We start from the raw sequence: 22,620 nt of genomic DNA, 5'->3' as shown, positions 1-22,620 counted from the left end.
ACGCCGATCGGGCAGAAGAACGACGCGGGCGAGGCGGTCGCATGAATCGCTCTTCCACGCCGGGTTCCCCGGCCGGGCGGCACGCCGGTCCCCACGGTAACCGTGCGCGATCGTTCGACTACCCAGAGGCCGAGGAGCTGGACGAGGCCGCCGTCGACCCGGCCCTGGTGACCAGTCCCGGGCACGGCCGCGTCGGCGTCTTCCAGCCGCCCCGGCCCGCCTCGCCGCGCGGCCAGTCGGCGACGGGCGAGCCGCCCGCGTCCACGGTCGCCGACAGCGGGGACATCGACTCGCCGTTCCTCGACCTCTTCGGCGGCGCGCAGCCCGGCGGCCGACGTCCCACGCCGCCCGCGCTGACCCCGCCCCCGGCGCCGCCGGCCGCCGAGCCGGCCCCGGTGGTCGCGCCGCCCCGCCGCGGGGTCGGGCGGGAGGCGCTGCCAATCCCACACCAGCTCGTCGCTCCCGCCGGCCGCCCGGACGACACCTTGGACGTCCCGCGGTCGACGCCCCACGTTCCCGAGCTGCCGGACGACGCCCCCGACCCGGTGCCCGCCCACCCGGTGCCCGCGGCGCCGGGCCGCAACCGGGTGCCACACCAACCCGGCGACCGGCTCCCCGCGCTGCGGCCGTCCGCCCAACCGGAGCTGACGGATCCCGGCGCCCACCCTTCGCCGGAGGATCCGGCGCGCCGCGAACCGGACCCCGCCGACCGGGCCGCGCGCCGCGCCGACCCGCGGCGGGTCGCCGCGCCCGGTATCCGTGAGATCGCGGCGCCAGGGGTCCGCGAGGTCGCCGCGCCCACCACCCGGGCGGTGGCGGCGCCACCCGCCCGTGAGGTGGCCACGCCCCGGCAGCGCTCCGCGGCGGAGCGGAGCGGCAGCCCCGCCAAGCCGGTCCGGGTCCGTCCCCCGAAGATCAAGTTCGGGGACCGCGACCCGTCGGTCGAGCTGGCGATCACCGAGATCGCCGGTCACCTCACCTTCACCCCGAACACCGTCACCGCCTGGTACTGGCTGCCCGAGGTGCGCTGGGCGTTCCGCCCCGACGCGGAGCGGGAGGCACTGCTCTCCGCCATTTCCGAGCAGTACGCCGGCCTGGCCGGCTTCCGGCTGCACCTGCGCCGCACCACCCGGCCGTTCCCCGCCGACGAGTGGGCGCGCACCATCGACGCGCACACCGCATCCCCGCTGCCCGACGTGCCCGGCACGGCCGGCTGGGCCGACCACCTGGTCGCCGCCCAGCGGCACCTGATGGCGGTCAACCACGCCGAGGGGCAGACCTACCTGGGCGTCACCTTCGCCCGCCGGTCGCTCGGCGACTCGCTCACCGAGCGGCTGCTGCGCACCTTCGGCCGGGGCACCGCCGACGGCGAGCGCCGCAAGCTGGGCCGGACGGTCGAGCAGTTCGACGAGGTGCTCGGCGCGTTCGGCATGCGGGGTCGCCGGGTCACCGCGCAGGAGCTGGAGTGGCTGCTCTACCGTTCCGTCGCGCTCTGCATGTCGCCCCCGGGCGCCCTCTCCCCGGTGACCAACGGCCGGTGGGAGCGCGGCGACCTGCTCGCCCTGACCGAGCAGGTGGAGCGCTACCGCACCCCGTACGGCTCGACCGTCAAGCTGGTGAACCGGATGACCGGCGAGGAACGGCACGTCGCCGTGCTCGCCGTCGGTCGGATGGAGCCGCTGGAGATCCCCGAGCGGCACGAACCCTGGCTGCACTTCCACGAGCGGCTGCCCTGGCCGATGGAGATCTCCACCCGGGTGGACATCCTCGGCTCCGGTGACTCCTTCCGCAACCTCGAGCACCGGCTCCGCATGATCCGGTCCCAGCAGCTCGACTACGCCGAGCACGGCATCGACGCCCCGCCCGAGCTGGAACGCCTGGCCAAGCGGGCGCTGGTGATCGGCGACGAGATGACCACCGGGCTGCCGGTGGACTCGGCCCGCGCCCACGGCTGGCACCGGATCGCGGTCGGCGGCCGGACCCGGGAGGAGTGCCTGGAGCGGGCCCGCCGGCTCATCCAGCTCTACTCGCGCGAGCTGCGCATCTCGCTGCAGCACCCGAAGAACCAGGACTGGCTGGCCCGCGAGTTCATCCCCGGCGAGCCGATCGCCAACACCGGCTACGTCCGGCGGATGCCGGTCCCGCTCCTCGCCGCCGCGCTGCCGCAGGCCGCCTCCACGGTCGGCGACCGGCGGGGCGACCTGATCGGGCGGACCGCCGGCACCTGCCGCCGCCCGGTCTTCCTCGACCTGCATTTCCCGATGGAGGTCCGGGAACGCTCCGGGCTCGCGGTCTTCGTCGCCGAGCCGGGTGGCGGCAAGTCCACCCTGCTCGGCGCGCTCGGCTACCTGGCCGCCCGGCGCGGGGTGCAGGTCACCCTGCTCGACCCGTCCGGCCCGCTGGCCCGGCTCTGCGCCATGCCCGAGCTGCGGCCGTACTCCCGCGTGCTCAACCTGACCGGGTCGGAGCAGGGGACGCTGGCGCCGTACGCGCTGATCCCGACGCCGCTGCGCAGCGAGTTCAGCGCCGGCTCGGCCGGCGATCGGGAGTTCGAGATCGCCGTCTCCAACGCCCGCGCCGAACGCCGGATGCTGGTGCAGGACATCTGCATGATGCTGGTGCCGCCGCAGGTCGCCCGCGAGGCCTCCACCGCCACCCTGTTCCGGCACGCCGTCCGCCAGGTGCCGGCGGAGGAGACCTCCACCCTGGACGACGTGGTCGCCTGCCTCCAGGGACTCGACGACCACGCCGGCCGGGAACTGGCCAACCTGCTGCTGGACACGGCCGAGATGCCGCTCGCCATGCTGTTCTTCGGCCGGCCGCCGGAGGGGCTGCTCGGCGCCGACGCGGCGCTCACCGTGATCACGATGGCCGGCCTGCGGCTGCCCGACCTCAAGATCGAACGCGAGTACTGGTCGGCCGAGGAGGCCCTCGCCCTGCCGATGCTGCACACGGCGCACCGGCTCGCGGTCCGGCGCTGCTACGGCGGCTCGATGTCGTCGCGGAAGCTGGTCGGCCTGGACGAGGCGCACTTCATGGAGGGCTGGCGCTCGGGGCGCTCGTTCCTGGTCCGCCTCGCCCGGGACTCCCGCAAGTGGAACCTCGCCGCGCTGGTCGCCTCGCAGAACCCGAAGGACATCCTCGGCCTCGACGTGCAGAACCTCGTCTCCACCGTCTTCGTCGGCCGGATCGCCGAGGACACCGAGATCGCCTCCGAGGCGCTGCGGCTGCTCCGGGTGCCGGTCAACGACGGCTACGAGGCGACGCTCGCCTCACTGTCCACCGCGGACGCCGGTTCGGCCGCCCGGCTGGGCTTCCGTGAGTTCGTGATGCGCGACGTCGACGGCCGGGTGCAGAAGGTCCGGGTCGACGTGTCGTACGTCGACGGGCTGCTGGAGCACCTGGACACCACCCCCGCAGCGGTCGCCCGGTCCGCCGGGGCGCTGCCGACCGTCCTGGCTGATCTGGAGGCGTGACATGACGCGGGCACGGATCGCGGCGCTCCTCCTCGCGCTCGGCGTACTCGCCGTGGCCACCATCGCCTGGCCGGTGATCGGAACGACACCCGCGTACGCCGCCGCGCCGGCCGCCCAGGCCCGGGCCGAGCTGTGCAGCACCAAGGAGTGGCAGGCCGACTTCCGCGCCTGCGTCGCGAAGCTCAAGGAAGTCAGCCAGGACCAGGTCGAGTGCCGCAACGCCCCCGTCCCGGGGGCCCCGGACTCCGGTCTGGCCGGCTGGTTCGCCTCCCGCCCCGACTCCGCCAAGCTGCCCGGCCCGAAGGGCCTCTACAGCGACTACGGCTACGCCGGATACAGCTACACGACGTACGACGTCGACGGCGGCTGCGCGTCGTCGGTACTTCATCCGGACTACCGCTTCACCACGATGGTGGCCAACGGCGAGTTCATGTTCGCCAACGCGGTGATCGGCGCCTCGAACGCGCTGCGGGAGCGGGCCTGGGATCCCCGCTCGATGTGGGGCTGGGCAGATCCGCTGGTGGAGCACGCCACCAAGGCCGTCTACCAGAAGGTGTTCAGCGTCTTCGGCATCATCACGCTCTGCGTGGTCGGCCTCTACCTGCTCTGGCGCTCCCGCCAGTCGGACATGAGCAACGCCATGACGACGGCCGGCTGGGCACTGCTGGTGATGGTGGCGGTCACCGCCCTGGCCGCCTGGCCGGTCAAATCGGCGAACATCGCCGACAACACCCTGATCACGACCCTGGGCGTGGTGCACGACGCGGTCGGTCCGGCCTCCCGAGACATTCCCGCCGACAAGTGCGCACTCCCGAACCCGGACGCCTGCGTGGACAAGCGTCCCCCGGCGGTCCGGGCCAGCGACACCGCCACCGAGACCATGCTCTACCGGAACTGGCTGCGCGGGGTGCTCGGCTCGGCCGACAGCGAGACCGCCAAGAAGTACGGCCCCGCGCTCTACGACGCCAAGTCGCTCTCCTGGGAGGAGGCGGAGAAGCTCCGTCAGAACCCGGCCACCCGGGAGGCGACCATCAAGGCGAAGCAGCAGCAGTGGGCCCGGATCGCCGAGCAGATCAAGACGGAGGACCCGGAGGCGTACGAGTACCTCCAGGGCGTCCGGGACATGGACCGGATCGGGGCCGGCTTCATCGCGGTGCTGGCCTCGCTGCTCTTCGCGATGTTCGACCTGACCGCCTCGTTACTGGTGCTGCTGGGCTTCCTGATCTTCCGGTGGGCGGTGATCGCCGCGCCGATCCTCGGCACCGTCGGGCTGATGCGCCCGGCCAGCGCCGGGCTGCGCCGGCTGGCGAACGCGGTGGTCGCCGCGGTCTTCAACATCGCCATCTTCGGCACCGGCGCGGCCATCTACCTCTTCGCCGTCGACCTCATCATGAACACGCCCACCCTGCCCGGCTGGCTCCAGGTGGTGCTGGTCTGGCTCTGCGGGGTGGTCGGCTGGCTGCTGCTCCGCCCGTACCGGCGGATCACCCAGCTCGGCGGCAAGGACAGCAGCGAGGCGATCAGCTCGGCCGGGTCGTGGCACCGCCGGTTCTTCCGTGACGTACGGGTGGCGGCCCGGTTGGACGTGGTCGAGCCCGGTGGCACGGTCGAGCCGGCGCTCGGCCGGCGGCGCGGCGTCCCGCTCGACCAGGGCAGCTTGCGGCCGGAGGCCCGGCACGAGGATCCGTCGCACGCCGCCACCGAGCGGCAGCGGCCGGACGGGCGGGAACGGACGGACGACACGCCGGCACCGGAGCAGCCGGGCGGCCGGACCACCGCGCCGCGTCCCCGCCGGCGGCAGCCGGCCAGCTGGACGGAACCGGACGTGCCCGAGGAGGCCGCCGCGTTCGCCATCTACCGGCCAGGCTCGGCTGAGCCGGCGCCGGCCGCCAACCGGAACCCCCGGGTGCGCTCCGAGGCGCGGTGACGACGATGCGACGGGCGGTGGAGTTCCTGGTCACTCGGGCCTTGCGGTCCCGGCTCGGGATCGCGGTGGTGATCGCCGTCCTGGTCTTCGGCGTGATCGGGGCGGCCCGCCTGGTTTCTGGCCCGATCGACCCGTCCACCGGCCTCAGCAGCCGGCCGCACGAGCCGATCAGCACGGTGGACCCGGAGGCCGGTGACGACGGCGTGCTGTCGAGCACGGCGCCGCCCACGCCGAGGACCCGACGCGGCGAGCTGACTCCCGAGCAGGCCGCCGGCCGGTTCACCACGGCCTGGCTGACCGGCCCGGGCAGCAGCGGGGACGACTGGCAGGCGCGGCTGCGCCCGATGTCGACGCCGGCACTGACCGAGAAGCTGACCGGCGCGGACCCGGAGAGCGTCCCCGCCCGACGGCTGGCCGGCGAAGTCACGCTCCGCGCGCGGACGGAGTCCTTCGTGGAGGCGCTCATCCCGCTCGACAACGGTCTGCTCCGACTCGAACTGGTGGCCCTCGACGGCCGATGGCTGGTGGACGCGGTGGACTGGGAGCGGCAATGACCGAGCAGTGGCGGGACGAAGATCCCCCACCCCGCCGCCGGAAGCTCCGGCTCGGCGTCCTGGCCGCCGCGCTGACCGCCGCCCTCACCCTGCTCTGCTGTGTCGGAGGCGCCGCCGCCTTCTTCCTCACCGAGCTGGGCGGCGAGGAGCAGGGCGACGCGACCGTGGCCGGGCTGGCCTGCGACCCGGCCTACCGGGTCAGCATCACCGGCGACATGCCGCGCTTCGCCGAGTACGGCGACGGGCAGCTCCGCAACGCCGCCGTCATCATCAAGGTCGGTCAGGACATGAGGGTGCCGGCCCGCGGCTGGGTCATCGCGCTGGCCACCGCGATGCAGGAATCCGCGCTGCGGAACCTGGCCAACAGCACCGTGCCGGCGTCGCTGGCGCTGCCCCACGAGGGCGTCGGCTCCGACCACGACTCGCTGGGCCTGTTCCAGCAGCGTCCCGGCTGGGGCAGCGTCCAGCAGCGCATGACGCCCTCCTACACCGCCCGCACGTTCTACGAGAAGATGCTGCGGGTGCCCCGGTGGGAGCACCGACCGCTGACCGTGGTGGCCCAGCGGGTGCAGGTCAGCGCCTTTCCCGACGCCTACGCCAAGCACGAGGAACTGGCCGGCCGGATCGTCGACGCACTGGCCGGCGGCGCCGCCCGGACGGTGCAGATCGCCGGCAAGGCGGTCTGCGACGCCGCAGCCGGCGCCCGGATCGCCGCGTCGGGCTGGACCGCGCCGATCCCGGGCGGCGTCGGCTCCGGCTTCCGCACCGCCGACCGGCCCAGCCACGACGGGGTGGACATCGCCGCGTCCAAGCGCACGCCGATCCACGCGGCGTCCGCCGGCCGGGTGCTGGTCGCCCGCTGCGACCCGGACCACGCCGGGCGACGTGACTGCGACCGCGACGGCTGGCCGGACAAGGGCGGCTGCGGCTGGTTCGTGGACATCCTGCACGCCGGCGGTTACATCACCCGCTACTGCCACATGGTCGAGCGCCCCCACGTGGTGCCTGGCCAGCTGGTGGAGGCCGGCGAGGTGATCGGCCTCTCCGGCACCAGCGGCAACTCCTCCGGGCCGCACCTGCACTTCGAGGTGCACGTCGACGGCGACCGCTCCAGCCGGGGCGCGATCAACCCGGTGCCGTTCATGCGGGAACACGGCGCGCCACTGGACGGCGACACGTGAGGCCCGCCGACGGATGACCGACCCGCTGCCCGACCCCTTCGCGGACCAGCCCGACTGGGCGCCGCTGCCGCCCCGACCGATCGAGATCGTCCCCGCCACCGGCCGGGTGGAACTGCGCGGCCGACGGGTGCTGGTCGGGCTGCCCGGCTTGGGCTGGCGAGGTGACCTGCGCGCCGACGAGCGGGTGGTGCAGGGCAGCCGGACCTACGTGCCCGTCATCCCCGAACACGAGTGGTACCGCGCCGAGTCCGAGCAGGTGGAGGTCTTCGCGCCGCTGGTGCCGGTGGAGCGGGTCTGGGTCGAGACGGTGGGCGACCGGAAGGGCACCGGAGCCTCGCCCCGGGAGCCCGGGATCCGGCTGGTCTCCCTCGACGCACCGGCACGCCGGGTGCCGACCCCCGTGTTCGAGGCCGACGCGGTGGCCGGCCGACGGGTCGTGCACGTCATCGAGTCGATCGAGCACCGTGACCTGCGGGCGGTGACCGAGACCTACTCCGGCGCCGAGGGGGACATCTGCGTCCGGGTCACCTCGGAGCTGGAGTGGTACCGCTGGGCCTGGCGCGGCCAGGCACCGACCACCCTGGAGGTCCCGGTCCACCTGCTCTGGATCGAGTGAGGGTTCAGACTGCGCGCTTCCCCTCGCACACCCGCCAGTCGTCGCCGAGCCGGGCCACGAAACTCCAACCCTGCCGGTCGCTCTGCGATATCCCGTCGACGAATGCGGAGATGATGAGGTCGACCCGGACCTGAGCACTGTCGTCCTGCTGCTGCACAGTCAGCCCGCCCCAGCTCACGGATATCGTCGTGCCGAAACGCCTCTCCCGCGCCACCAGATCGTCGCGGAGCAGGCGCAGATCGCCGAGCTCACCCCCGCCCTCGCAGGCGAACTCGCTGGCCTTCGTGTCGTTGCGGTCCACCAGGAAGGCGCGCAGGTAGTTGTCCACCACCACGTCGGGCGCGCTGCGGTCCGGGGCGGTGGCGCGGTCGTACAGGATGAAACCGGTGACGGCGCCGCCCACGCAGAGCAGCGCGAGCAGCCCGGAAACCACCGACAGCACCGTGCGCAGCCGACGCCGGGGACGCTCCGGCGCCGGAGCCGGCTCGGGGGGTGCCAGCTGCTCGGGCGGGGTCCGCTGCGCCGGTACGCGGGAGACCCGGGAACCGGCGGGGGGCTGCACTGATTCCACCCCCTGAGGCTATCGGCTGCACGCCTCGTACCCAATGCCCCAGATTCGCCGATCGCGTCCGCTCGCTGGCCGAAGGCGGGACAATGTCCCGCCGAACGCCGTGCCCCGGCTCGCAAAGACCGCGCAGCGCCGGTCGACATCCCGGAGCAGGGCCGTCGGCTGGGATACCGTCACTGCGCGGGGAGGAGATGTCGGCCTCGGGAAGTGAGGTGGACGCGGTGGCCAGTCCGAAGGCGCGAGCCGGCCGGGCCGCCACCCTGCACCGGCGGGCCGCGGCCACCGCGACCGCCGCCGCCGGCATCCTGGACGAGATCCGGCCCGCCCCGGCCGACCACCACCGGCAGTACGAGCTGGCGGAGCGGCTGCGGACGGCCGCGGCGCTCGCCGCCCCGGGTTGGGCCGGCGCCGCCCTGGAGACGCTGACGGCGGCCACCCCGCCCGGCGGCCACCCGCCGCCCTTCGTCCGGGTCGGCACCGCCGCGCCGCTGGACGACGCCCGGTTCCCGGCGCTGGTGCCGCTGCTCGGCAGCGGTCACCTGAGCGTCGACACCGACGCCACCGACCCCCGGGTGGCCGGGCTGCTCCGGGCCCTCCTGCTCCGGCTGCTCGCCGCCGCGCCGGCCGGTTCGCTGCTGGTCCGCGCGGTGGACGCCACCGCCGACCAGGATTCGAGCGGCGGCGCCTTCGCGGGGTTCGCGGGGCTGGCCGACGCGGGGCTGCTGCCGCCGCCGGCCGTGGACGTGGCGGGGCTACGGACGGTCCTCACCGAGGCGGAGCAGTGGGTGGCCGCCGGCACGGCCCGGCAGCGTGGGCACGACCGCACGCTGCTCCTGGTGGTGGCCGCGCTCCCCGCCGCGACCGGCGCGTCCGACCTGGGTCGGATCGAGGAACTGGCCGCGCGGGGGCATCGGGCCGGTCTGCACCTGGTCGTCGCGGGCTGGTCGCCCGACACCCCGCTGCCCCAGGCCACCCCCGTGGCGGTGCGCAACGCGTACGCGCTGGTCGGTGATCCGCCGGGGCAGGCGCTGAGCAGCCCGGGCACGGAGACGGCCGGCGGGCTCAACTCTCCCGTATTCGTCGAGGAGGCCCCGCCCGACGAGCTGGTGACGGGGGTCTGCCGACGGCTGGCCCGGCAGATCGAGGACGGCTCACGGCTCTTCCTGGCCGACCTGCTCCCCGGCGGGGAGCTGTGGGAGTCCGGTTCCGGGGACGGGCTCTCGACCGTGGTGGGCGACGCCGCCGGGCGGCCGGTCAGCCTCGGCTTCACCGAACTCACCCCGCACTGGCTGGTCAGCGGCCGGTCCGGCGCCGGACGGTCGGCGTTCCTGACCAACGTGCTGTTCGGGCTGACCGCCCGGTACGGCCCGGACGAGCTGGTGCTCTACCTGGCCGACCTCGACGAGGGCGAGTCCTTCGTGGAGTTCCTGCAGACCGAGCGGGACCGCTCCTGGGTGCCGCAGGTCCGGGCCGCCGGGATGGCCGCCGACCGGGAGTACGTGGCGGACCTCGTCGGCCAGCTCGAGGCGGAGCTGCACCGCCGGGAGGAGGCCGGCCGGCGGGCCGGCGGGCAGCGCTACGCCGAGCTGCGCGAGCACCAGGTGCTGCCCCGGATCGTCTGCGTCATCGAGAACTTCCCCCTGCTGCTGCGGGAGCGCGACCGGCTCGCCACGGACCTGCTGGCTCGGCTGGACGTGCTGGCCCGCGCCGCCCGGGCGTACGGCATCCACCTGGTCCTGGCCGGCGAGGGCGACCTGGGCATCGGCGGCCCGCGCGACCCGCTGCTGGGCCAGTTCCCGGTGCGGGTCGCGCTGCCCGGCGGGTCGGCGGTGCTGGAGCCGACGAACGACGCCGCGGCCGGGTTGCCGGTGGGCAGCGCGGTGGTGAACACCGCCGGCGGCCTGGGCGGGCCGCGCGGCGCCACCCGGGGACACGAGCGGATGATCCGCTTCCCCGATCCGCATGAGGATCCGGAGACCCTGGCCGAGCTGCGGCACCGGCTCTGGGCGGCCCGGCCGGAGGGCTGCGGCCCGCCGGTGGTCTTCGCCGGCTTCGCGCGCCCGCTGCTCGGCAACGACCCACGACACCGGGCGGCGCTGGCCGGCCGGGCGCACGCGCCGGCCGCGCTGCTCGGTCGGGCGGTGGACGTGCACCGCTCCACGGTGGCGGTGCCGCTCGGGCCGGCCGCCGGGCGGAACCTCGCCGTGCTGGGCCGCGACGAGGAGGCGGCCCGGCTGTTGGTCACCGCGGCGCGGAGCACCGCGGCGCACCACGCGTCCGCCCGCTTCGTGGTTGCTCCGCTGGCGAACGGGTCGGCCGAGCGGGCCGCGGAGCTGGCCGCCGAGCTGGCCGAGCGGCACCGGGTGGAGACCGTCGACGTGGCCGGGCTGCGCGCCGCGATGGACGCGGGCGAGCCGGGCTACCTGGTGGTGTTCGGGCTGGACGCGCCCGACGCGGCGGAGCTGCCGGGCGAGCGGCTGCGGTCGCTGCTGCTGGAAGGGCCGCCGGCCGGGCTGCATCTGCTCGGCTGGTGGCGTTCGGTGGGGCCGCTGGCCGGGCTGCTCGGCCCGGAGGGCGAGGTCGACAAGCTGACCGCCGTGGTGGTCACCGACGTGCCGGGTGCCCGGTTGGAGTCGCTCTTCGACCGGCCGGTGCTGTGGCGCCCGCGTCCGGGCCGGGCGATGCTCTGGGACGGCCCGGGCGAGCTGGGGACGGTGCTGGTGCCGTTCGGGCCGGAGCCGGCGCCGTGAGCGAGACCGGAACCGGCGTGCCCGCCCCCCGGCCGGGCCGCCCGCCGGCCGACACCCCGGATCCGGCCGCGGCGGCCTGGGCGGACTACGTCGCCGCCGCCCGCCAGCTCGACGGGGTACGCCGGGCCGCGACGACCGCCGCGGGCGAGCAGGCCCGCTCGGTGCAGGCCGCCCGGGAGGAGTTGACCGTCGTCCGGGCCCGGCTGGCCCCGCAGCAGGCGCAACTGCGGCAACTCGGGGTGCCGGCGATCTCGTTGCGGCCGACCCCGCCGGAGCTGACCGAGGCGGCCCGGTCGATGTCGGCCGGGCCGGCAGCGGTGCTGACCTCGCTGCAGGCCGCCCGCCGGTGGGCCGACGCCGCGGACGACACGCTGGCCGCGCGGGGGCTGCCCCGGCTGGCGCGCTGGCCGTCCCGGCCCCGCAACCTGCTGGTGTACGGGCCGCTGGCGCTGGTGGTCCCGCTGATCCAGCTGCTGGTCCTGCTCGGTACCGGCATCGGCCCGGCGACCATCCTGGCGCTGGTGGTCGGGTTGCCGATGCCGGCGGTGGCCTTCATGGCGGGCTGGCTGGCGGTCGGCCGGCTGTTCCGGCCGCGGCCGGCGGACCGGGTGGACCGGACACCCCGGTTCGGGGCACTGGTCTGCCTGGTCCCGGCGGTGGCGACCACCGCCGGGATCGTCCTGGCGTTGCTGGCCGGCTGACGCGGTCGACGGGCTCCGTCGGCCGCGCGCCGGATCAGCGGGGGATGATCAGGGACATCGCCTCGGCGCGGGACTTCGCGTCGCGCTGGAGCACGCCGCGGACGGCCGAGGTGATGGTCTTGGCCCCGCTCTTCTGGATGCCGCGCATCGCCATGCACATGTGCTCGCACTCGAGTACGACGATGACGCCGCGCGGTTCCAGCTTGCTCATCAGCAGGTCGGCGATCTGCGAGGTGAGCCGCTCCTGCACCTGGGGGCGGCGGGCGAAGACCTCGACCAGCCGGGCCAGCTTGGACAGGCCGGTGATCCGGCCGTCCGGCCCGGGGATGTAGCCGATGTGCGCGCTGCCCCGGAACGGGAGCAGGTGGTGCTCGCAGAGGCTCATCATGTCGATGTCCCGGACGAGTACCAGCTCCTCGTGGTTGGCCTCGAAGGTGGTGCTGAGCACCTGGGCCGGATCGACCCGGAGCCCGGCGAAGAGTTCGGCGTACGCGCGGGCGACCCGGGCGGGCGTCTGCTGGAGACCGTCCCGGTCCGGGTCCTCGCCGACCGCGATGAGGATCTCGCGGACGGCCTTCTCGATCCGGGCCAGGTCCATGGTCTCCTCGACCGGCCGGCCGGTGAGCTTGCCGCTGATCAGTCGGGCGGCGACGTAGTCGAGCGCCTCGTCACCGTCGGGCTCGGTCGACGAGGCGGCCAGCCCCTTGTCGGGGCTGGCCGCAGCGTCCGTGTTCAGTGGGTACCGTCCGAGTTGTTCGAGGAGCCGCCGACCGACGCGCCGTCGGCCTGCGCCTGAGCCTTGAGCTTCTCCTTCTCGGCCGGGGTGAGCACCGGCGGCTCGGTGGAGGGCTGGCGCTTGCCGAAGCCGTGGTAAGGCGCCATCGGCGGCCGCTTCACCACCCGGGCGCAGATCCGGGCCATGTCGGCGGTGGAGAGGGTTTCCCTCTCCATCAGCTCCAGGACCATGTTGTCCAGCACGTCCCGGTACTCGACCAGGATCTCCCAGGCCTCGTCGTGGGCCAGCTCGACCAGCGCCCGCATCTCGCCGTCGATCTCGGCGGCCACCGAGTCGGAGTAGTCCCGCTCGTGGCCCATGTTGCGGCCGAGGAACGGCTCGTCGCCGCTGGTGCCGTACTTGATCGCACCGAGCTTGGAGCTCATGCCGTACTGGGTGATCATCGCGCGGGCCAGCTGGGTGGCCTTCTCGATGTCGTTGCCGGCGCCCGTGGTGGGCTCGTGGAAGACCAGCTCCTCCGCGGCCCGGCCGCCCAGCGCGTACGCCAGGGTGTCGATCATCTCGGCCCGGGTCTGGGTGTACTTGTCCTCGGTCGGCAGGACCAGGGTGTGGCCCAGCGAGCGGCCACGGGACAGGATCGTCACCTTGTGCACCGGCGCGGCGTGCGGCAGCGCCCAGGCGACCAGCGCGTGCCCACCCTCGTGGTACGCGGTGATCTTCTTTTCCTGGTCGCTCATCACCCGGGTCCGGCGCTGCGGACCGGCGATCACCCGGTCGATCGACTCCTCGAGCGAGTCGTTGGAGATCGCCCGCTGCTCCTTGCGCGCGGTGAGCAGCGCGGACTCGTTGATCACGTTGGCGAGGTCGGCGCCGCTGAAGCCGGGGGTCCGCCGGGCGACCGCGTCGAGGTCGACGTCGGGCGTGAACGGCTTGCCCTTGGCGTGCACCCGCAGGATCGCCTTGCGGCCCTCCATGTCGGGAGCGTCCACCGGGATCTGCCGGTCGAAGCGGCCCGGGCGCAGCAGCGCCGGGTCGAGGATGTCCGGCCGGTTGGTGGCGGCGATCAGGATGACGCCGCCCTTGACGTCGAAGCCGTCCATCTCGACGAGCAGCTGGTTGAGGGTCTGCTCGCGCTCGTCGTGGCCGCCGCCCATGCCGGCGCCACGGTGCCGGCCGACGGCGTCGATCTCGTCGACGAAGACGATCGCCGGGGCGTTCGACTTGGCCTGCTCGAAGAGGTCGCGGACCCGGCTGGCGCCGACACCGACGAACATCTCCACGAAGTCCGAGCCGGAGATCGAGTAGAAAGGCACGCCGGCCTCGCCGGCGACGGCCCGGGCGAGCAGGGTCTTACCGGTACCGGGCGGGCCGAAGAGCAGCACGCCCTTCGGGATCTTGGCGCCCAGGGCCTGGTACTTCGCCGGGTTCTGCAGGAAATCCTTGATCTCGTGCAGCTCCTCGACGGCCTCGTCGGCCCCGGCCACGTCCGCGAAGGTGGTCTTCGGCGTGTCCTTGGTGATCATCTTCGCCTTGGACTTGCCGAAGTTGAGCACCCGGGAGCCGCCGCCCTGCATCTGCGACATGAAGAAGAGCAGCAGGAGCACCAGCAGGGCGATGGGGAGCAGGTTGACCAGCAGGCTCACCCAGACGCTGTCCGAGGAGACCTTGGTGTCGGCCGGGCCGGTGACCCGGTCCGCGGCCTTGGCGGCCAGTACCTCGTTCCAGACCTGGTCGCCGGCCTGGTACGGGAACTGCGCCTCGATCTTGTCGGTGGTGGTCTCACCGAACTTGGTCTTCTGCGCCAGGTCGAGCTGGAGCGTCTGCTCCTTGTCCTGGAAGACCGCCTTGTCGATCTTGGCCGTGTGGAGCTGGTCGAGCGCAACGGAAGTGTCCACCCGGTGGTAGCTGGGACCAGCGGTGAACAACTGACTGAGCACAACGGCGCCGAGGATGACCAGGATGATCCAGACCACCGGTCGGCGGAAGAAACGCGTACGTTCCATACTGTTGTCGGGCGCCGAGACGCCCGCATCCTCCTGATCGACGTCCTGACCGTCTGAATGGTGTCGCCGCCTCGGGCGGCGGCCGGAGCCGCCGTGCGGGCCGGCCTCGACCCCGAAGCGCGCGAACTGCCGCGCCGCGGTCATTCGACGGTACACCGTGCACGCGAGGAGTGAGCTTGCGAGCCCAGCACTTACGCGTACGGCGAACCGGGGTTTGGGCCGGCGTGACGGGGAAGGGGTGCCTCCACGTCACCGACCCCTACCGTAGTCCGGTGAGCTGAGAACCCGCTGAACGTCCGCTCGACGAACGCCGATACCCGCAGGTCGGCGGGGCGGCTCAGGCGCGGGCGTAGACCTCGGGCTTGAGCACGCCGACGTAGGGGAGTTCCCGGTACCGCTCGCCGAAGTCGAGGCCGTAGCCGACGACGAACTCGGTCGGGATGTCGAAGCCGACGTACTTGACCGGGACCGACACCTTGACCGCGTCCGGCTTGCGGAACAGGGCGACCACCTCGACGCTCGCCGCCGAGCGGGACTCCAGGTAGCGCAGCAGCCAGGAGAGGGTGAGGCCGGAGTCGACGATGTCCTCGACGACCACCACGTGCCGGCCGGCGATGTCGCGGTCCAGGTCCTTGAGGATCCGGACGACCCCGGAGGAGGTGGTGCCCTGGCCGTACGAGGAGATGGCCATGAACTCCAGCTCGGCGGGGGGACCCTGGCGGCCGAGCGCCCGGGCGAAGTCGGCCATGAACATGACCGCGCCCTTGAGGACGCAGACGAGCAGGAGTCCATCCTCGATGTGCGCGTAGTCCGCCGAGATCTGCTTGGCCAGCTCCGCGGTCTTCTCGCGGATCTGCGCCTCGGAAATGATCACGTGGTCGATGTCGGCGTCGTACCAGGAGCCGTCAGCCATGCTCCTAGCCTGCCGTACGCCGGATGGCCTCCGTCGGCGGGGCCGCCCCTTTTGACGCGGTCCCGCCGGGGATTTTCGGTGTGGAAGGTGCAAATCACCTCAGCAGGTGCCGGAGCGCCAGCGACGGCCGTCGGTGGTGGGCTTCCAGTCGGCGGAGTCGCGGGTGTCGGCGCCCAGCCCGGCCGCCGAGGCGAGGGCCAGGACGAGGAGGAAGAGGAAGAGCAGCAGGAACTCCATGGCGGCGCTCGCTTTCGCGTGGTTGGTGTGGGTTTCGCCGCCGGTGCGCACCGGACTGAGACCAGTCTGCGACCGCTCAGACGAATCGAAAAGTGGCAGGAATGCCAGTGGGCATCGATTTTCTGCCACCCCTTCGGTTACCCTCGTCACATGCTGCGTTCGGTCGCCGTCATCGCGCTGGAAGAGGTCGCCGCCTTCGAACTCGGCGTCCTGGCGGAGGTGTTCGGCACCGACCGGACCGCCGACGGCTTCCCGGGCTACCGATTCGCCGTCTGCACCGTCGACGGTGGCCCGGTGCGCAGCCGCTCGGGCTTCCTGCTCACCCCGCACGCCGACCTCGCCCCGGTCGAGGACGCCGACCTGGTCGCCGTGCCTGCGCACGCCGCGGGGACGAGCGTCCCCGCCCCGGTGCTCGACGCGCTGCGCCGGGCCGCCGACCGGGGGGCGTGGCTGCTCAGCGTCTGCTCCGGCGCATTCGTGCTCGGCGAGGCGGGGCTGCTCGACGGGCGGGACTGCACCACCCACTGGCGGCACGTCGACGACCTGCAAGGGCGCTTCCCGGCGGCGAAGGTCCAGTGCAACTCGCTCTACGTCCAGGACGGCAAGCTGCTCACCAGCGCCGGCACCGCCGCCGGGATCGACGCCTGCCTGCACCTGGTCCGGCAGGAGCACGGCTCGGCGACGGCCACCCGGCTGGCCCGCCGGATGGTCGTCCCGCCGCACCGCGACGGCGGCCAGTCCCAGTACGTCGAGGCGCCGATCCCGAAGGCGGCGGAGGCGCCCACCCTGGAGCCGGTGCTGGAATGGCTGATGGGCCACCTGGACCGGGCGGTGACCGTGGAGGAACTGGCTGCGCGGGCCGGCATGGCGCCGCGTACCTTCGCCCGCCGGTTCCGGGCCGAGACCGGCACCACCCCGCACGACTGGCTGACCAACCAGCGGGTGCTGCTGGCCCGGCGGCTGCTGGAGGAGACCCGGCTGAGCGTGGAGACCGTGGCCGACCACGCCGGCTTCGGCGACGCGGCGGCGCTGCGGCACCAGTTCACCCGCCGGGTCGGCACCACCCCGCACGCGTACCGGACGACCTTCCGGGAACGCGCCCAGGTCTGATCACCAGCCCAGCATCGCCCCGTCCACCCGGGACTCCGAGCCGGCCACGTACCCGCCGGCCGGGTGCCGCCAGATCGCCTGCCCGTACCCGAAGACGGCCGGCTCCGCCGCGACGGTGACCTCGTGCCCCCGGGCCCGCAGGCCGGCGACCAGATCCTGCTCCGCTCCCAGCGCCGGCTCGACCAGCACCGAACGCCCGGCGTGCCAGTACCAGCGCGGGGTGTCCAGGGCGGCCTGCGGATCCCGCCCGGCGTCCAGCGTGGCCGAGACCAACTGGACGTGCCCCTGCGGCTGCATGTGCCCGCCCATCACCCCGAACGGCCCGACCGGCGCGCCGTCCCGGGTCAGGAAGCCCGGGATGATGGTGTGGAACGGACGCCTGGCCGGCCCCACCACGTTCGGGTGCGTCGGGTCGAGGCGGAACCCGGTGCCCCGGTTCTGCAGCGCGAAGCCGTGGCCGGGCAGCACCACCCGCGAGCCGAAGGCCAGGTAGGTCGACTGGATCAGGCTGACCATCATGCCGCCGGAGTCGGCGGTGCAGAGGTAGACGGTGCCGCCCCGCTCCGGGTCGCCGGCCACCGGATCACCGGCCCGGTCGGTGAGCAGGGCCCGCCGGGCCGCCGCGTACCCGGGGTCGAGCAGCGCCGCCGTCGGCACCGGCACGCGCTCGGGATCGGCGACGTACGCGTGCGCGTCGGCGAAACCGAGCTTCACCGCCTCGATCTGCCAGTGCAGCCGCTCCGCGGGCGACAGCGCGGCCAGGTCCACCCCGTCGAGGATGTTCAGCGCCAGCAGCGCCGCCACCCCCTGCCCGTTCGGCGGCAGCTCCCACACCTCATGCCCCCGGTACCGGACGCTCACCGGGTCGACCCAGGTGGAGGCGTGCCGGGCCAGGTCGTCGCCGGTGATCAGCCCGCCGGTCCGGGCGGCGTGCGCGTCGATCTCCGCCGCGATCCGACCCTGGTAGAAGTCGGCCGCGCCGGTCGCGGCGATCCGCCGCAGCGTCCCGGCCGCGTCCGGGTTGCGCCACCGCTCACCGGGGCGGGGCGCCCGCCCGTCCACCGTGAACACGCGGTCGAACTCCGCGTACTCCGCGCCCGCCGGCCCGGGCGCGGCGACCGCGCGGGCCCAGGTCGCGGCGGTGCCGGCGGCGACCGGGTAGCCGCGCTCGGCGTAGCCGATCGCGTCGGTGAAGAGGTCGGCGAAGGGCAGCGAGCCGAACCGTTCGTGCAGGTCCCGCCAGCCGGCCGGCGCGCCCGGCACGGTCACCGGCAGCCAGCCCCGGGCCGGCATGGCCGGCCCCTGCGCCTGCGCGCCGCCGAGGGCGTCGACCGGCGTCGCGCCCCGCCGGTCGGTCGCGACCAGCACCATCTCGCGGGTCAGCGCCGCCGGCGAGCGGCCGGAGGCGTTCAGCCCGTGCAGTCGCTCGCCGTCCCAAACGATGGCGAAGAGGTCGCCGCCGATGTCGTTCGAGGGCGGCTGCACGACGGTCAGGGTGATCGCGGTGGCCAGCGCGGCGTCGACGGCGTTGCCGCCGCGCCGCAGCACGGCCAGGCCCGCGGCCGCCGCGAGCGGCTGGCTGGTCGCGACGGCACCGTTCGGGGCGAAGAGCGGCTGTCGGGGGTACGCCATCCGCCATGTCTACCGCCTCCGGCGGCTCCCGGCGAGGGTCGCCGGCGCTCCGGCCGACCAGCCGGCTGCCGGTCGACAGGTGCGACCGCACGCGCCCTTTGCTCTGCTTGGAGGGATGTCCGACCGGTGATCGGAAGCTCGCCGCGGAGAACCCAGCGGACCGGCGCGGCTCAGCGGCGATCGACGATGGTGAGCCGGTCCTCGTGGCGGGACACGCGCAGCCCGCCGGGCAGGTGGACCGCGCCCTGCCCGTGCCACTGCGTCACCAGGGCGTCCAGCGCGGTGACGTGCCGGTGCGACAGCGCGGCCGGCGACGCGCCCAGTTCCCGGGCCCAGGCGTGCAGCACACGGGTGCGTACCGCCGGCGGCAGCGCGGCCAACGTGTCGACCGCGAGCCCACCCCCGGGGGACCGGGCGGCGGCGAGCGCGGCGGCGGCGAGCTCGTCCAGGGCGGCCGTGTCCGCGGCGATCAGCCGGGCGGTCCGGGCGAGGTTGTCCAGCACCCCGGGGCCGAGCGCCCGGACCAGCGCCGGCAGCACGTCGGAGCGGACCCGCGCCCGGGCGTACGCCGGGTCGGCGTTGTGCGGGTCCTCCCACGGGGTGAGCCCCAGCGCGGCGCAGGCCTTGCGGGTGGCGTCCCGGCCGACGTCCAGCAGCGGACGGAGCAGCGGCACGGCGTCCAGCTCCCGACGCTCCGGCATCCCGGCGAGGCCCCTCGGTCCGGCGCCCCGGGCCAGCGCGAGCAGCACGGTCTCGGCCTGGTCGTCGCGGGTGTGGCCGAGCAGCAGTGCGGCGGCGTCGTGCCGGCGGGCGGCGGCGACGAGGGCCGGGTAGCGCGCCTCCCGGGCGGCTGCCTCGGGGCCGCCCGGCCTTCCGGCGACGGTCACCGAAACGGCGTCGACCGGGTCCAGACCGACCCCGGCGGCCCACCGGGCCACCGCGTCGGCCCGCTCGGCCGAGCCGGGTTGCAGGCCGTGGTCCACGGTCACCAGGCCGGCCCGTCGATTCAGCCGAGGGGCGACGAAGGCGGTGGCGGCCGCCAGGGCGAGCGAGTCGGCGCCGCCGGAGCAGGCGACCAGGACCGGCCCGTCCCCGGTCAACCCTGCCAGCGCCCGACGGACCGCGACCCGGACCGCGGCGACCGGCGGGGCGAGCGCGGCCACGGCGGGCGGCTCAGCCGGCGCTCGGGGTCGCCGCGGTCGGCCCGTGCACCCGGGCCACCCAGGCGTCCGGGTCGCCCAGCTCCTCCAGCCGGGGCAGGGTCAGCGGCGAGCCGAAGATCTTGTTGAAGCCCTCCATGCCGACCCGCTCCACCACGCCGTGCACGAACTTGCGGCCCTCGGCGTACTGCCGCATCTTGACCTCGATGCCGAGCAGCCGGCGAATCGCCTTCTCCAGCGGGTTGCCGGACTCGCGGCGCCGGTTGAACGCGGCCCGGATCGACTCGACGCTCGGGATCACCTGCGGGCCGACGCCGTCCATCACGAACTCGGCGTGCCCCTCCAGCAGGGTCATCAGCGCGGTGAGCCGGTCGAGCACCGCCCGCTGGGCGGGGGTCTGCACGATGTCCAGCACGCTGGCCCGGCTCTCCGGGTCCTTCACGGCGTCGGAGAGGGTGGCCACGCCACGCCGCAGCCGCTCCAGCAGGTGCTCGCCGCCCTGCGAGGCGTCGACGAACGCCTGCACCTCGCCGAGGAAGTACGCCCGCATCCACGGCACGGCGGTGAACTGCGTCCGGTGGGTCACCTCGTGCAGGCAGACCCAGAGCCGGAAGTCCCGGGGGTCGGCCCCCAGCTTCCGCTCCACCTCGACGATGTTCGGCGCCACCAGCAGCAACTGGCCGGGGTCGCCGGAGAAGACCTCGTACTGGCCGAGGACCCGGCCGGAGAGGTAGGCCAGCACGCTGCCGGCCTGCACCCCGGTCAGCCGGGAGCCGATCGCCTCGGTCAGCGGTCCGGGCCGCTTGTCCCCGGAGAGCCGGTTCACCAACGGGGTGATCACCTCACGCAGCCCGGCGATGTTGGCGGCCGCCCAGTCCCGGCGGTCCACCACCTTCACCGGCGGGTGGGCCACCTGCGAGCGCAGCCCGGTGTAGTCGGCGACGTGCCCGGCCGCCTCCTCGGTCAGTCGCCGCAGCTCGCCGACCACGTCGGTGGCCTCGGCGTACGACACCCGGGGGCCCGACTTGCCCAGCGCCCCCGCGGTCGCGGCGGCCAGATCCCAGTCCACGAACTGCGCCATGAACCCACCGTACCCGCGCCGGAACACCCCGGCCCGGGCTGGCGGTGGCCGATCGACGCCGATCGCACCACCGCGCTGGTCAGCGGCAGCCGCAGCCGGCCAGCGCGGTGGTGATCCGGTCAAGGGCCTGACGGGTCTGGTCCAGGGTGTCCGACGGGGCCTGGTCGGTCAGCACCGCGAACGTCAGCAACCGGCCGTCGGCCGTGGTGACCAGCCCGGCGATGGCGTTGACCCGGGACAGCGTCCCGGTCTTGGCGCGGACCACGCCCGCCCCGGCCTTGGTCACCGCCGCCTGGTAGCGGTCGTCGAGGGTGCCGGACCAGCCGCCCACCGGCAGGCCCCCGAAGATCGCCGCGAGTTCGGGGTGACTGCCGTTGCCGGCGAGGGTGATCAGGTCGGTCAGCAGCGACGGGCTGATCCGGTTGGTCCGGGACAGGCCGCTGCCGTCGGCGAGGCTGATCTCGTCGGCCGGCAGCCCCAGCTCGCCGATCACCGCGTCGGTCGCCGCGGCGCCACCGGCGAAGGAGGCCGGCTTGTTCCGAGCGAGTGCCACCTGGCGGGCCAGCGTCTCGGCGATCACGTTGTCGCTCTCGCTGATCATGATGTCGACCAGCCGGACCAGCGGCAGCGACTCGACCTTGCCGAGCTCGGTCCCGGGCGCCGGCGCTCCGGCCGCCGCGCTCGCCGCGGCGGCGGCGGGCGCCTTGCCCCGCTTCACCTCGGCGGCGTCCCCGGAGAGCCCGAGCAGCCGGGCGAACTGCCGGCCGGCGGTCAGGTCCGGCTGGGGCACCCGCTCGGCGGCGTGGTTGGTGGCCTCGGAGGTCCTGCGCGCCTCCTCCGGGTCCCGGCGGGCACCGTCGGTCATCAGCGCGGTGATCGCCGCGCCGAAGCCGCCGGTCGGAATGTCCGAATCCCAGCCCGGCTCGTACACCGGGCCGTTGAACAGGGACGAGTCGACGGTGACCCGGGTCGGCGCGGTGCCGCCCAGCGCCTTGCGTACCTGGGCGGCCAGGTCGTCCAGCCGGGCCGCGCCCGGGTAGAAGCCGTTCTTGTCCACGGCCAGGGTCGGGTCGCCGCCGCCGACGATGACCACCTCGCCGGGGGTCGCGCCGGCCACCGCGCGGGTGGGGATCCGGTACGCGGGCCCCCGGGCGGCCAGCACGGTCACCGCGGTCGCCAGCTTGGTCACCGAGGCGGGCACCGTGGGCGTGTCCTGGCCACTGCCGTACAGCGCCTGGCCGGTGGTCACGTCGGCCACCGACACGTTCACCCGGTCGCCGAGGGCCGCCGCGCGGACCAGCGGGTCGAGCGCGGCGCGGACCCCGTCGGCGGACGGGATCGGGGCGTTGGGGTCCGGACCGGCGAGCACCGCCAGCGGGTCGGGCTCGGACGGCTGCGCGCTGGCCGACGGCGAGGCGGCCTCGCCGCCCAGCCAGCCGGCCACCGGCCCGGGCCGCACCACGGCCAGCCCGACCGCGGCCAGCACGACGACCAGCACGGCGGCGAGCACGGTCATCGGCAGCCGCCGACGAGGACGGGCCGGCGGGGGCTCGGGGGCGGCCGGCGGGGCGGCCAGACCCACCGGTCCGCCGCCCGGGCCGTCCTGGTCCGGCCAGCGCAACGGGGCAGCGCCGTACGGCGACTGCTCGGCCCGACCGGCGAACTGATCGGGGCGGGCCCGGCCGACCGGCGCGGAGCCGTACGACTGCGGGTTGGCCCGGCCGACCGGGTCGGGACCGTACTGCTGCGGGTTGGCCCGGCCGACCGGCGCGGAGCCGGCGTCGGGGCGGCGGCCGGGGTCGCCGGGGTCGCCGGGGGCCCGGGGGAACTGGGCGTCGGGGACCGGGACGCGCCCGGTGGCGCCGCCGGAACCGGGACCGCCGAACTTCCGCCCGTCAACCCCCTCCGGGCGGTAGTGTGAATCTTCCCTCCCCACGACCCCCTCCTCCCCCGTCGAAAAGCACCTTGGGTGACA

General features: G+C 74.5%; 17 protein-coding genes. 8 read left to right on the top strand and 9 right to left on the bottom strand.

The features are described 5' to 3' along the window. Positions 1-41: 41 nt before the first annotated feature. Genes GA0070613_RS10735 through GA0070613_RS10715 form a run of 5 tightly spaced genes read left to right on the top strand, consistent with a single transcriptional unit; the run spans position 42 to position 7,754 of the window. Complete coding sequence (locus GA0070613_RS10735; protein WP_089012151.1) at positions 42-3,476, top strand: ATP-binding protein; 3,435 nt, start codon at positions 42-44, stop codon at positions 3,474-3,476. Position 3,477: 1 nt separating this feature from the next. Beyond that, positions 3,478-5,403: an MraY family glycosyltransferase gene (locus tag GA0070613_RS10730; RefSeq protein ID WP_089012150.1), complete on the top strand. Its 1,926-nt coding sequence runs from the start codon at positions 3,478-3,480 to the stop codon at positions 5,401-5,403. Beyond that, positions 5,400-5,957, top strand: coding sequence for a hypothetical protein (locus GA0070613_RS10725; protein ID WP_089012149.1), 558 nt, complete (start codon positions 5,400-5,402; stop codon positions 5,955-5,957). Before GA0070613_RS10730 ends, GA0070613_RS10725 begins: the two co-directional genes overlap by 4 nt. After that, positions 5,954-7,138, top strand: coding sequence for a M23 family metallopeptidase (locus tag GA0070613_RS10720; protein WP_089012148.1), 1,185 nt, complete (start codon positions 5,954-5,956; stop codon positions 7,136-7,138). The genes GA0070613_RS10725 and GA0070613_RS10720 overlap by 4 nt, the downstream gene beginning before the upstream one ends. Positions 7,139-7,151: 13 nt before the next feature. Then, positions 7,152-7,754: a hypothetical protein gene (locus tag GA0070613_RS10715; protein ID WP_089012147.1), complete on the top strand. Its 603-nt coding sequence runs from the start codon at positions 7,152-7,154 to the stop codon at positions 7,752-7,754. 4 nt (positions 7,755-7,758) lie between these two features. On the opposite strand, the gene GA0070613_RS10710 is transcribed toward GA0070613_RS10715, so the two are convergent. After that, positions 7,759-8,316 (bottom strand): hypothetical protein, encoded by a 558-nt coding sequence (locus tag GA0070613_RS10710; protein WP_089012146.1) that lies wholly within the window; start codon positions 8,314-8,316, stop codon positions 7,759-7,761. A gap of 218 nt (positions 8,317-8,534) precedes the next feature. Here GA0070613_RS10710 and GA0070613_RS10705 point away from each other — a divergent pair, with 218 nt between their 5' ends. Together GA0070613_RS10705 and GA0070613_RS10700 are read left to right on the top strand one after the other, a co-directional pair. Beyond that, positions 8,535-11,072, top strand: a complete 2,538-nt coding sequence (locus GA0070613_RS10705; protein ID WP_172875978.1) for an FtsK/SpoIIIE domain-containing protein — start codon at positions 8,535-8,537, stop codon at positions 11,070-11,072. After that, entirely contained in the window at positions 11,069-11,773 is a 705-nt protein-coding gene (locus GA0070613_RS10700; RefSeq protein ID WP_089012144.1) for a hypothetical protein, read from the top strand. Before GA0070613_RS10705 ends, GA0070613_RS10700 begins: the two co-directional genes overlap by 4 nt. A 34-nt stretch (positions 11,774-11,807) precedes the next feature. Here GA0070613_RS10700 and folE read toward each other — a convergent pair whose 3' ends face one another. The 4 genes from folE to GA0070613_RS10680 form a co-directional block, all read right to left on the bottom strand. After that, entirely contained in the window at positions 11,808-12,473 is a 666-nt protein-coding gene (gene folE, locus GA0070613_RS10695; RefSeq protein WP_089012143.1) for a GTP cyclohydrolase I FolE, read from the bottom strand. A 32-nt stretch (positions 12,474-12,505) separates the two neighbouring features. Continuing rightward, complete coding sequence (gene ftsH / locus GA0070613_RS10690; RefSeq protein ID WP_089015880.1) at positions 12,506-14,512, bottom strand: ATP-dependent zinc metalloprotease FtsH; 2,007 nt, start codon at positions 14,510-14,512, stop codon at positions 12,506-12,508. Positions 14,513-14,849: 337 nt separating this feature from the next. Continuing rightward, positions 14,850-15,425: a hypoxanthine phosphoribosyltransferase gene (gene hpt, locus GA0070613_RS10685; RefSeq protein WP_089012142.1), complete on the bottom strand. Its 576-nt coding sequence runs from the start codon at positions 15,423-15,425 to the stop codon at positions 14,850-14,852. Positions 15,426-15,524: 99 nt separating this feature from the next. Then, the gene (locus GA0070613_RS10680) at positions 15,525-15,713 is read right to left on the bottom strand and encodes a hypothetical protein (RefSeq protein ID WP_089012141.1); all 189 of its coding nucleotides are present in this window, start codon (positions 15,711-15,713) and stop codon (positions 15,525-15,527) included. 99 nt (positions 15,714-15,812) lie between these two features. Here GA0070613_RS10680 and GA0070613_RS10675 point away from each other — a divergent pair, with 99 nt between their 5' ends. Next, complete coding sequence (locus GA0070613_RS10675; protein WP_089012140.1) at positions 15,813-16,772, top strand: GlxA family transcriptional regulator; 960 nt, start codon at positions 15,813-15,815, stop codon at positions 16,770-16,772. On the opposite strand, the gene GA0070613_RS10670 is transcribed toward GA0070613_RS10675, so the two are convergent. From GA0070613_RS10670 to dacB, 4 genes are all read right to left on the bottom strand, one after another. Next, on the bottom strand, positions 16,773-18,404 hold the full coding sequence (locus tag GA0070613_RS10670) for a gamma-glutamyltransferase family protein (RefSeq protein WP_089012139.1): 1,632 nt from the start codon (positions 18,402-18,404) through the stop codon (positions 16,773-16,775). It lies immediately after the preceding gene. Positions 18,405-18,574: 170 nt separating this feature from the next. Then, positions 18,575-19,567 carry a tRNA lysidine(34) synthetase TilS gene (gene tilS, locus GA0070613_RS10665; protein WP_089012138.1) on the bottom strand — a complete coding sequence of 331 codons (993 nt, stop codon included), beginning with the start codon at positions 19,565-19,567 and terminating at the stop codon, positions 18,575-18,577. A 10-nt stretch (positions 19,568-19,577) separates the two neighbouring features. Further along, positions 19,578-20,645: a zinc-dependent metalloprotease gene (locus GA0070613_RS10660; RefSeq protein ID WP_089015879.1), complete on the bottom strand. Its 1,068-nt coding sequence runs from the start codon at positions 20,643-20,645 to the stop codon at positions 19,578-19,580. A 79-nt stretch (positions 20,646-20,724) separates the two neighbouring features. Next, positions 20,725-22,161 carry a D-alanyl-D-alanine carboxypeptidase/D-alanyl-D-alanine endopeptidase gene (dacB, locus tag GA0070613_RS10655; RefSeq protein ID WP_172875977.1) on the bottom strand — a complete coding sequence of 479 codons (1,437 nt, stop codon included), beginning with the start codon at positions 22,159-22,161 and terminating at the stop codon, positions 20,725-20,727. Positions 22,162-22,620 lie beyond the last annotated feature (459 nt).

The organism is Micromonospora inositola (genome assembly GCF_900090285.1).
Lineage (GTDB): Bacteria > Actinomycetota > Actinomycetes > Mycobacteriales > Micromonosporaceae > Micromonospora > Micromonospora inositola.
The sequence above is the reverse complement of the archived record's forward strand: the minus strand, read 5'-3'. Positions and strand labels throughout refer to the sequence as shown.

Excerpts from the sequence above, each read along its gene's own strand:
- GA0070613_RS10735 (WP_089012151.1), top strand. The coding sequence starts at position 42 with ATGAATCGCTCTTCCACGCCGGGTTCCCCGGCCGGGCGGCACGCCGGT.
- GA0070613_RS10730 (WP_089012150.1), top strand. The coding sequence starts at position 3,478 with ATGACGCGGGCACGGATCGCGGCGCTCCTCCTCGCGCTCGGCGTACTC.
- GA0070613_RS10720 (WP_089012148.1), top strand. The coding sequence starts at position 5,954 with ATGACCGAGCAGTGGCGGGACGAAGATCCCCCACCCCGCCGCCGGAAG.
- GA0070613_RS10715 (WP_089012147.1), top strand. The coding sequence starts at position 7,152 with ATGACCGACCCGCTGCCCGACCCCTTCGCGGACCAGCCCGACTGGGCG.
- ftsH (WP_089015880.1), bottom strand. The coding sequence starts at position 14,512 with ATGGAACGTACGCGTTTCTTCCGCCGACCGGTGGTCTGGATCATCCTG.
- hpt (WP_089012142.1), bottom strand. The coding sequence starts at position 15,425 with ATGGCTGACGGCTCCTGGTACGACGCCGACATCGACCACGTGATCATT.
- GA0070613_RS10675 (WP_089012140.1), top strand. The coding sequence starts at position 15,813 with ATGCTGCGTTCGGTCGCCGTCATCGCGCTGGAAGAGGTCGCCGCCTTC.
- GA0070613_RS10670 (WP_089012139.1), bottom strand. The coding sequence starts at position 18,404 with ATGGCGTACCCCCGACAGCCGCTCTTCGCCCCGAACGGTGCCGTCGCG.
- GA0070613_RS10660 (WP_089015879.1), bottom strand. The coding sequence starts at position 20,645 with ATGGCGCAGTTCGTGGACTGGGATCTGGCCGCCGCGACCGCGGGGGCG.
- dacB (WP_172875977.1), bottom strand. The coding sequence starts at position 22,161 with ATGACCGTGCTCGCCGCCGTGCTGGTCGTCGTGCTGGCCGCGGTCGGG.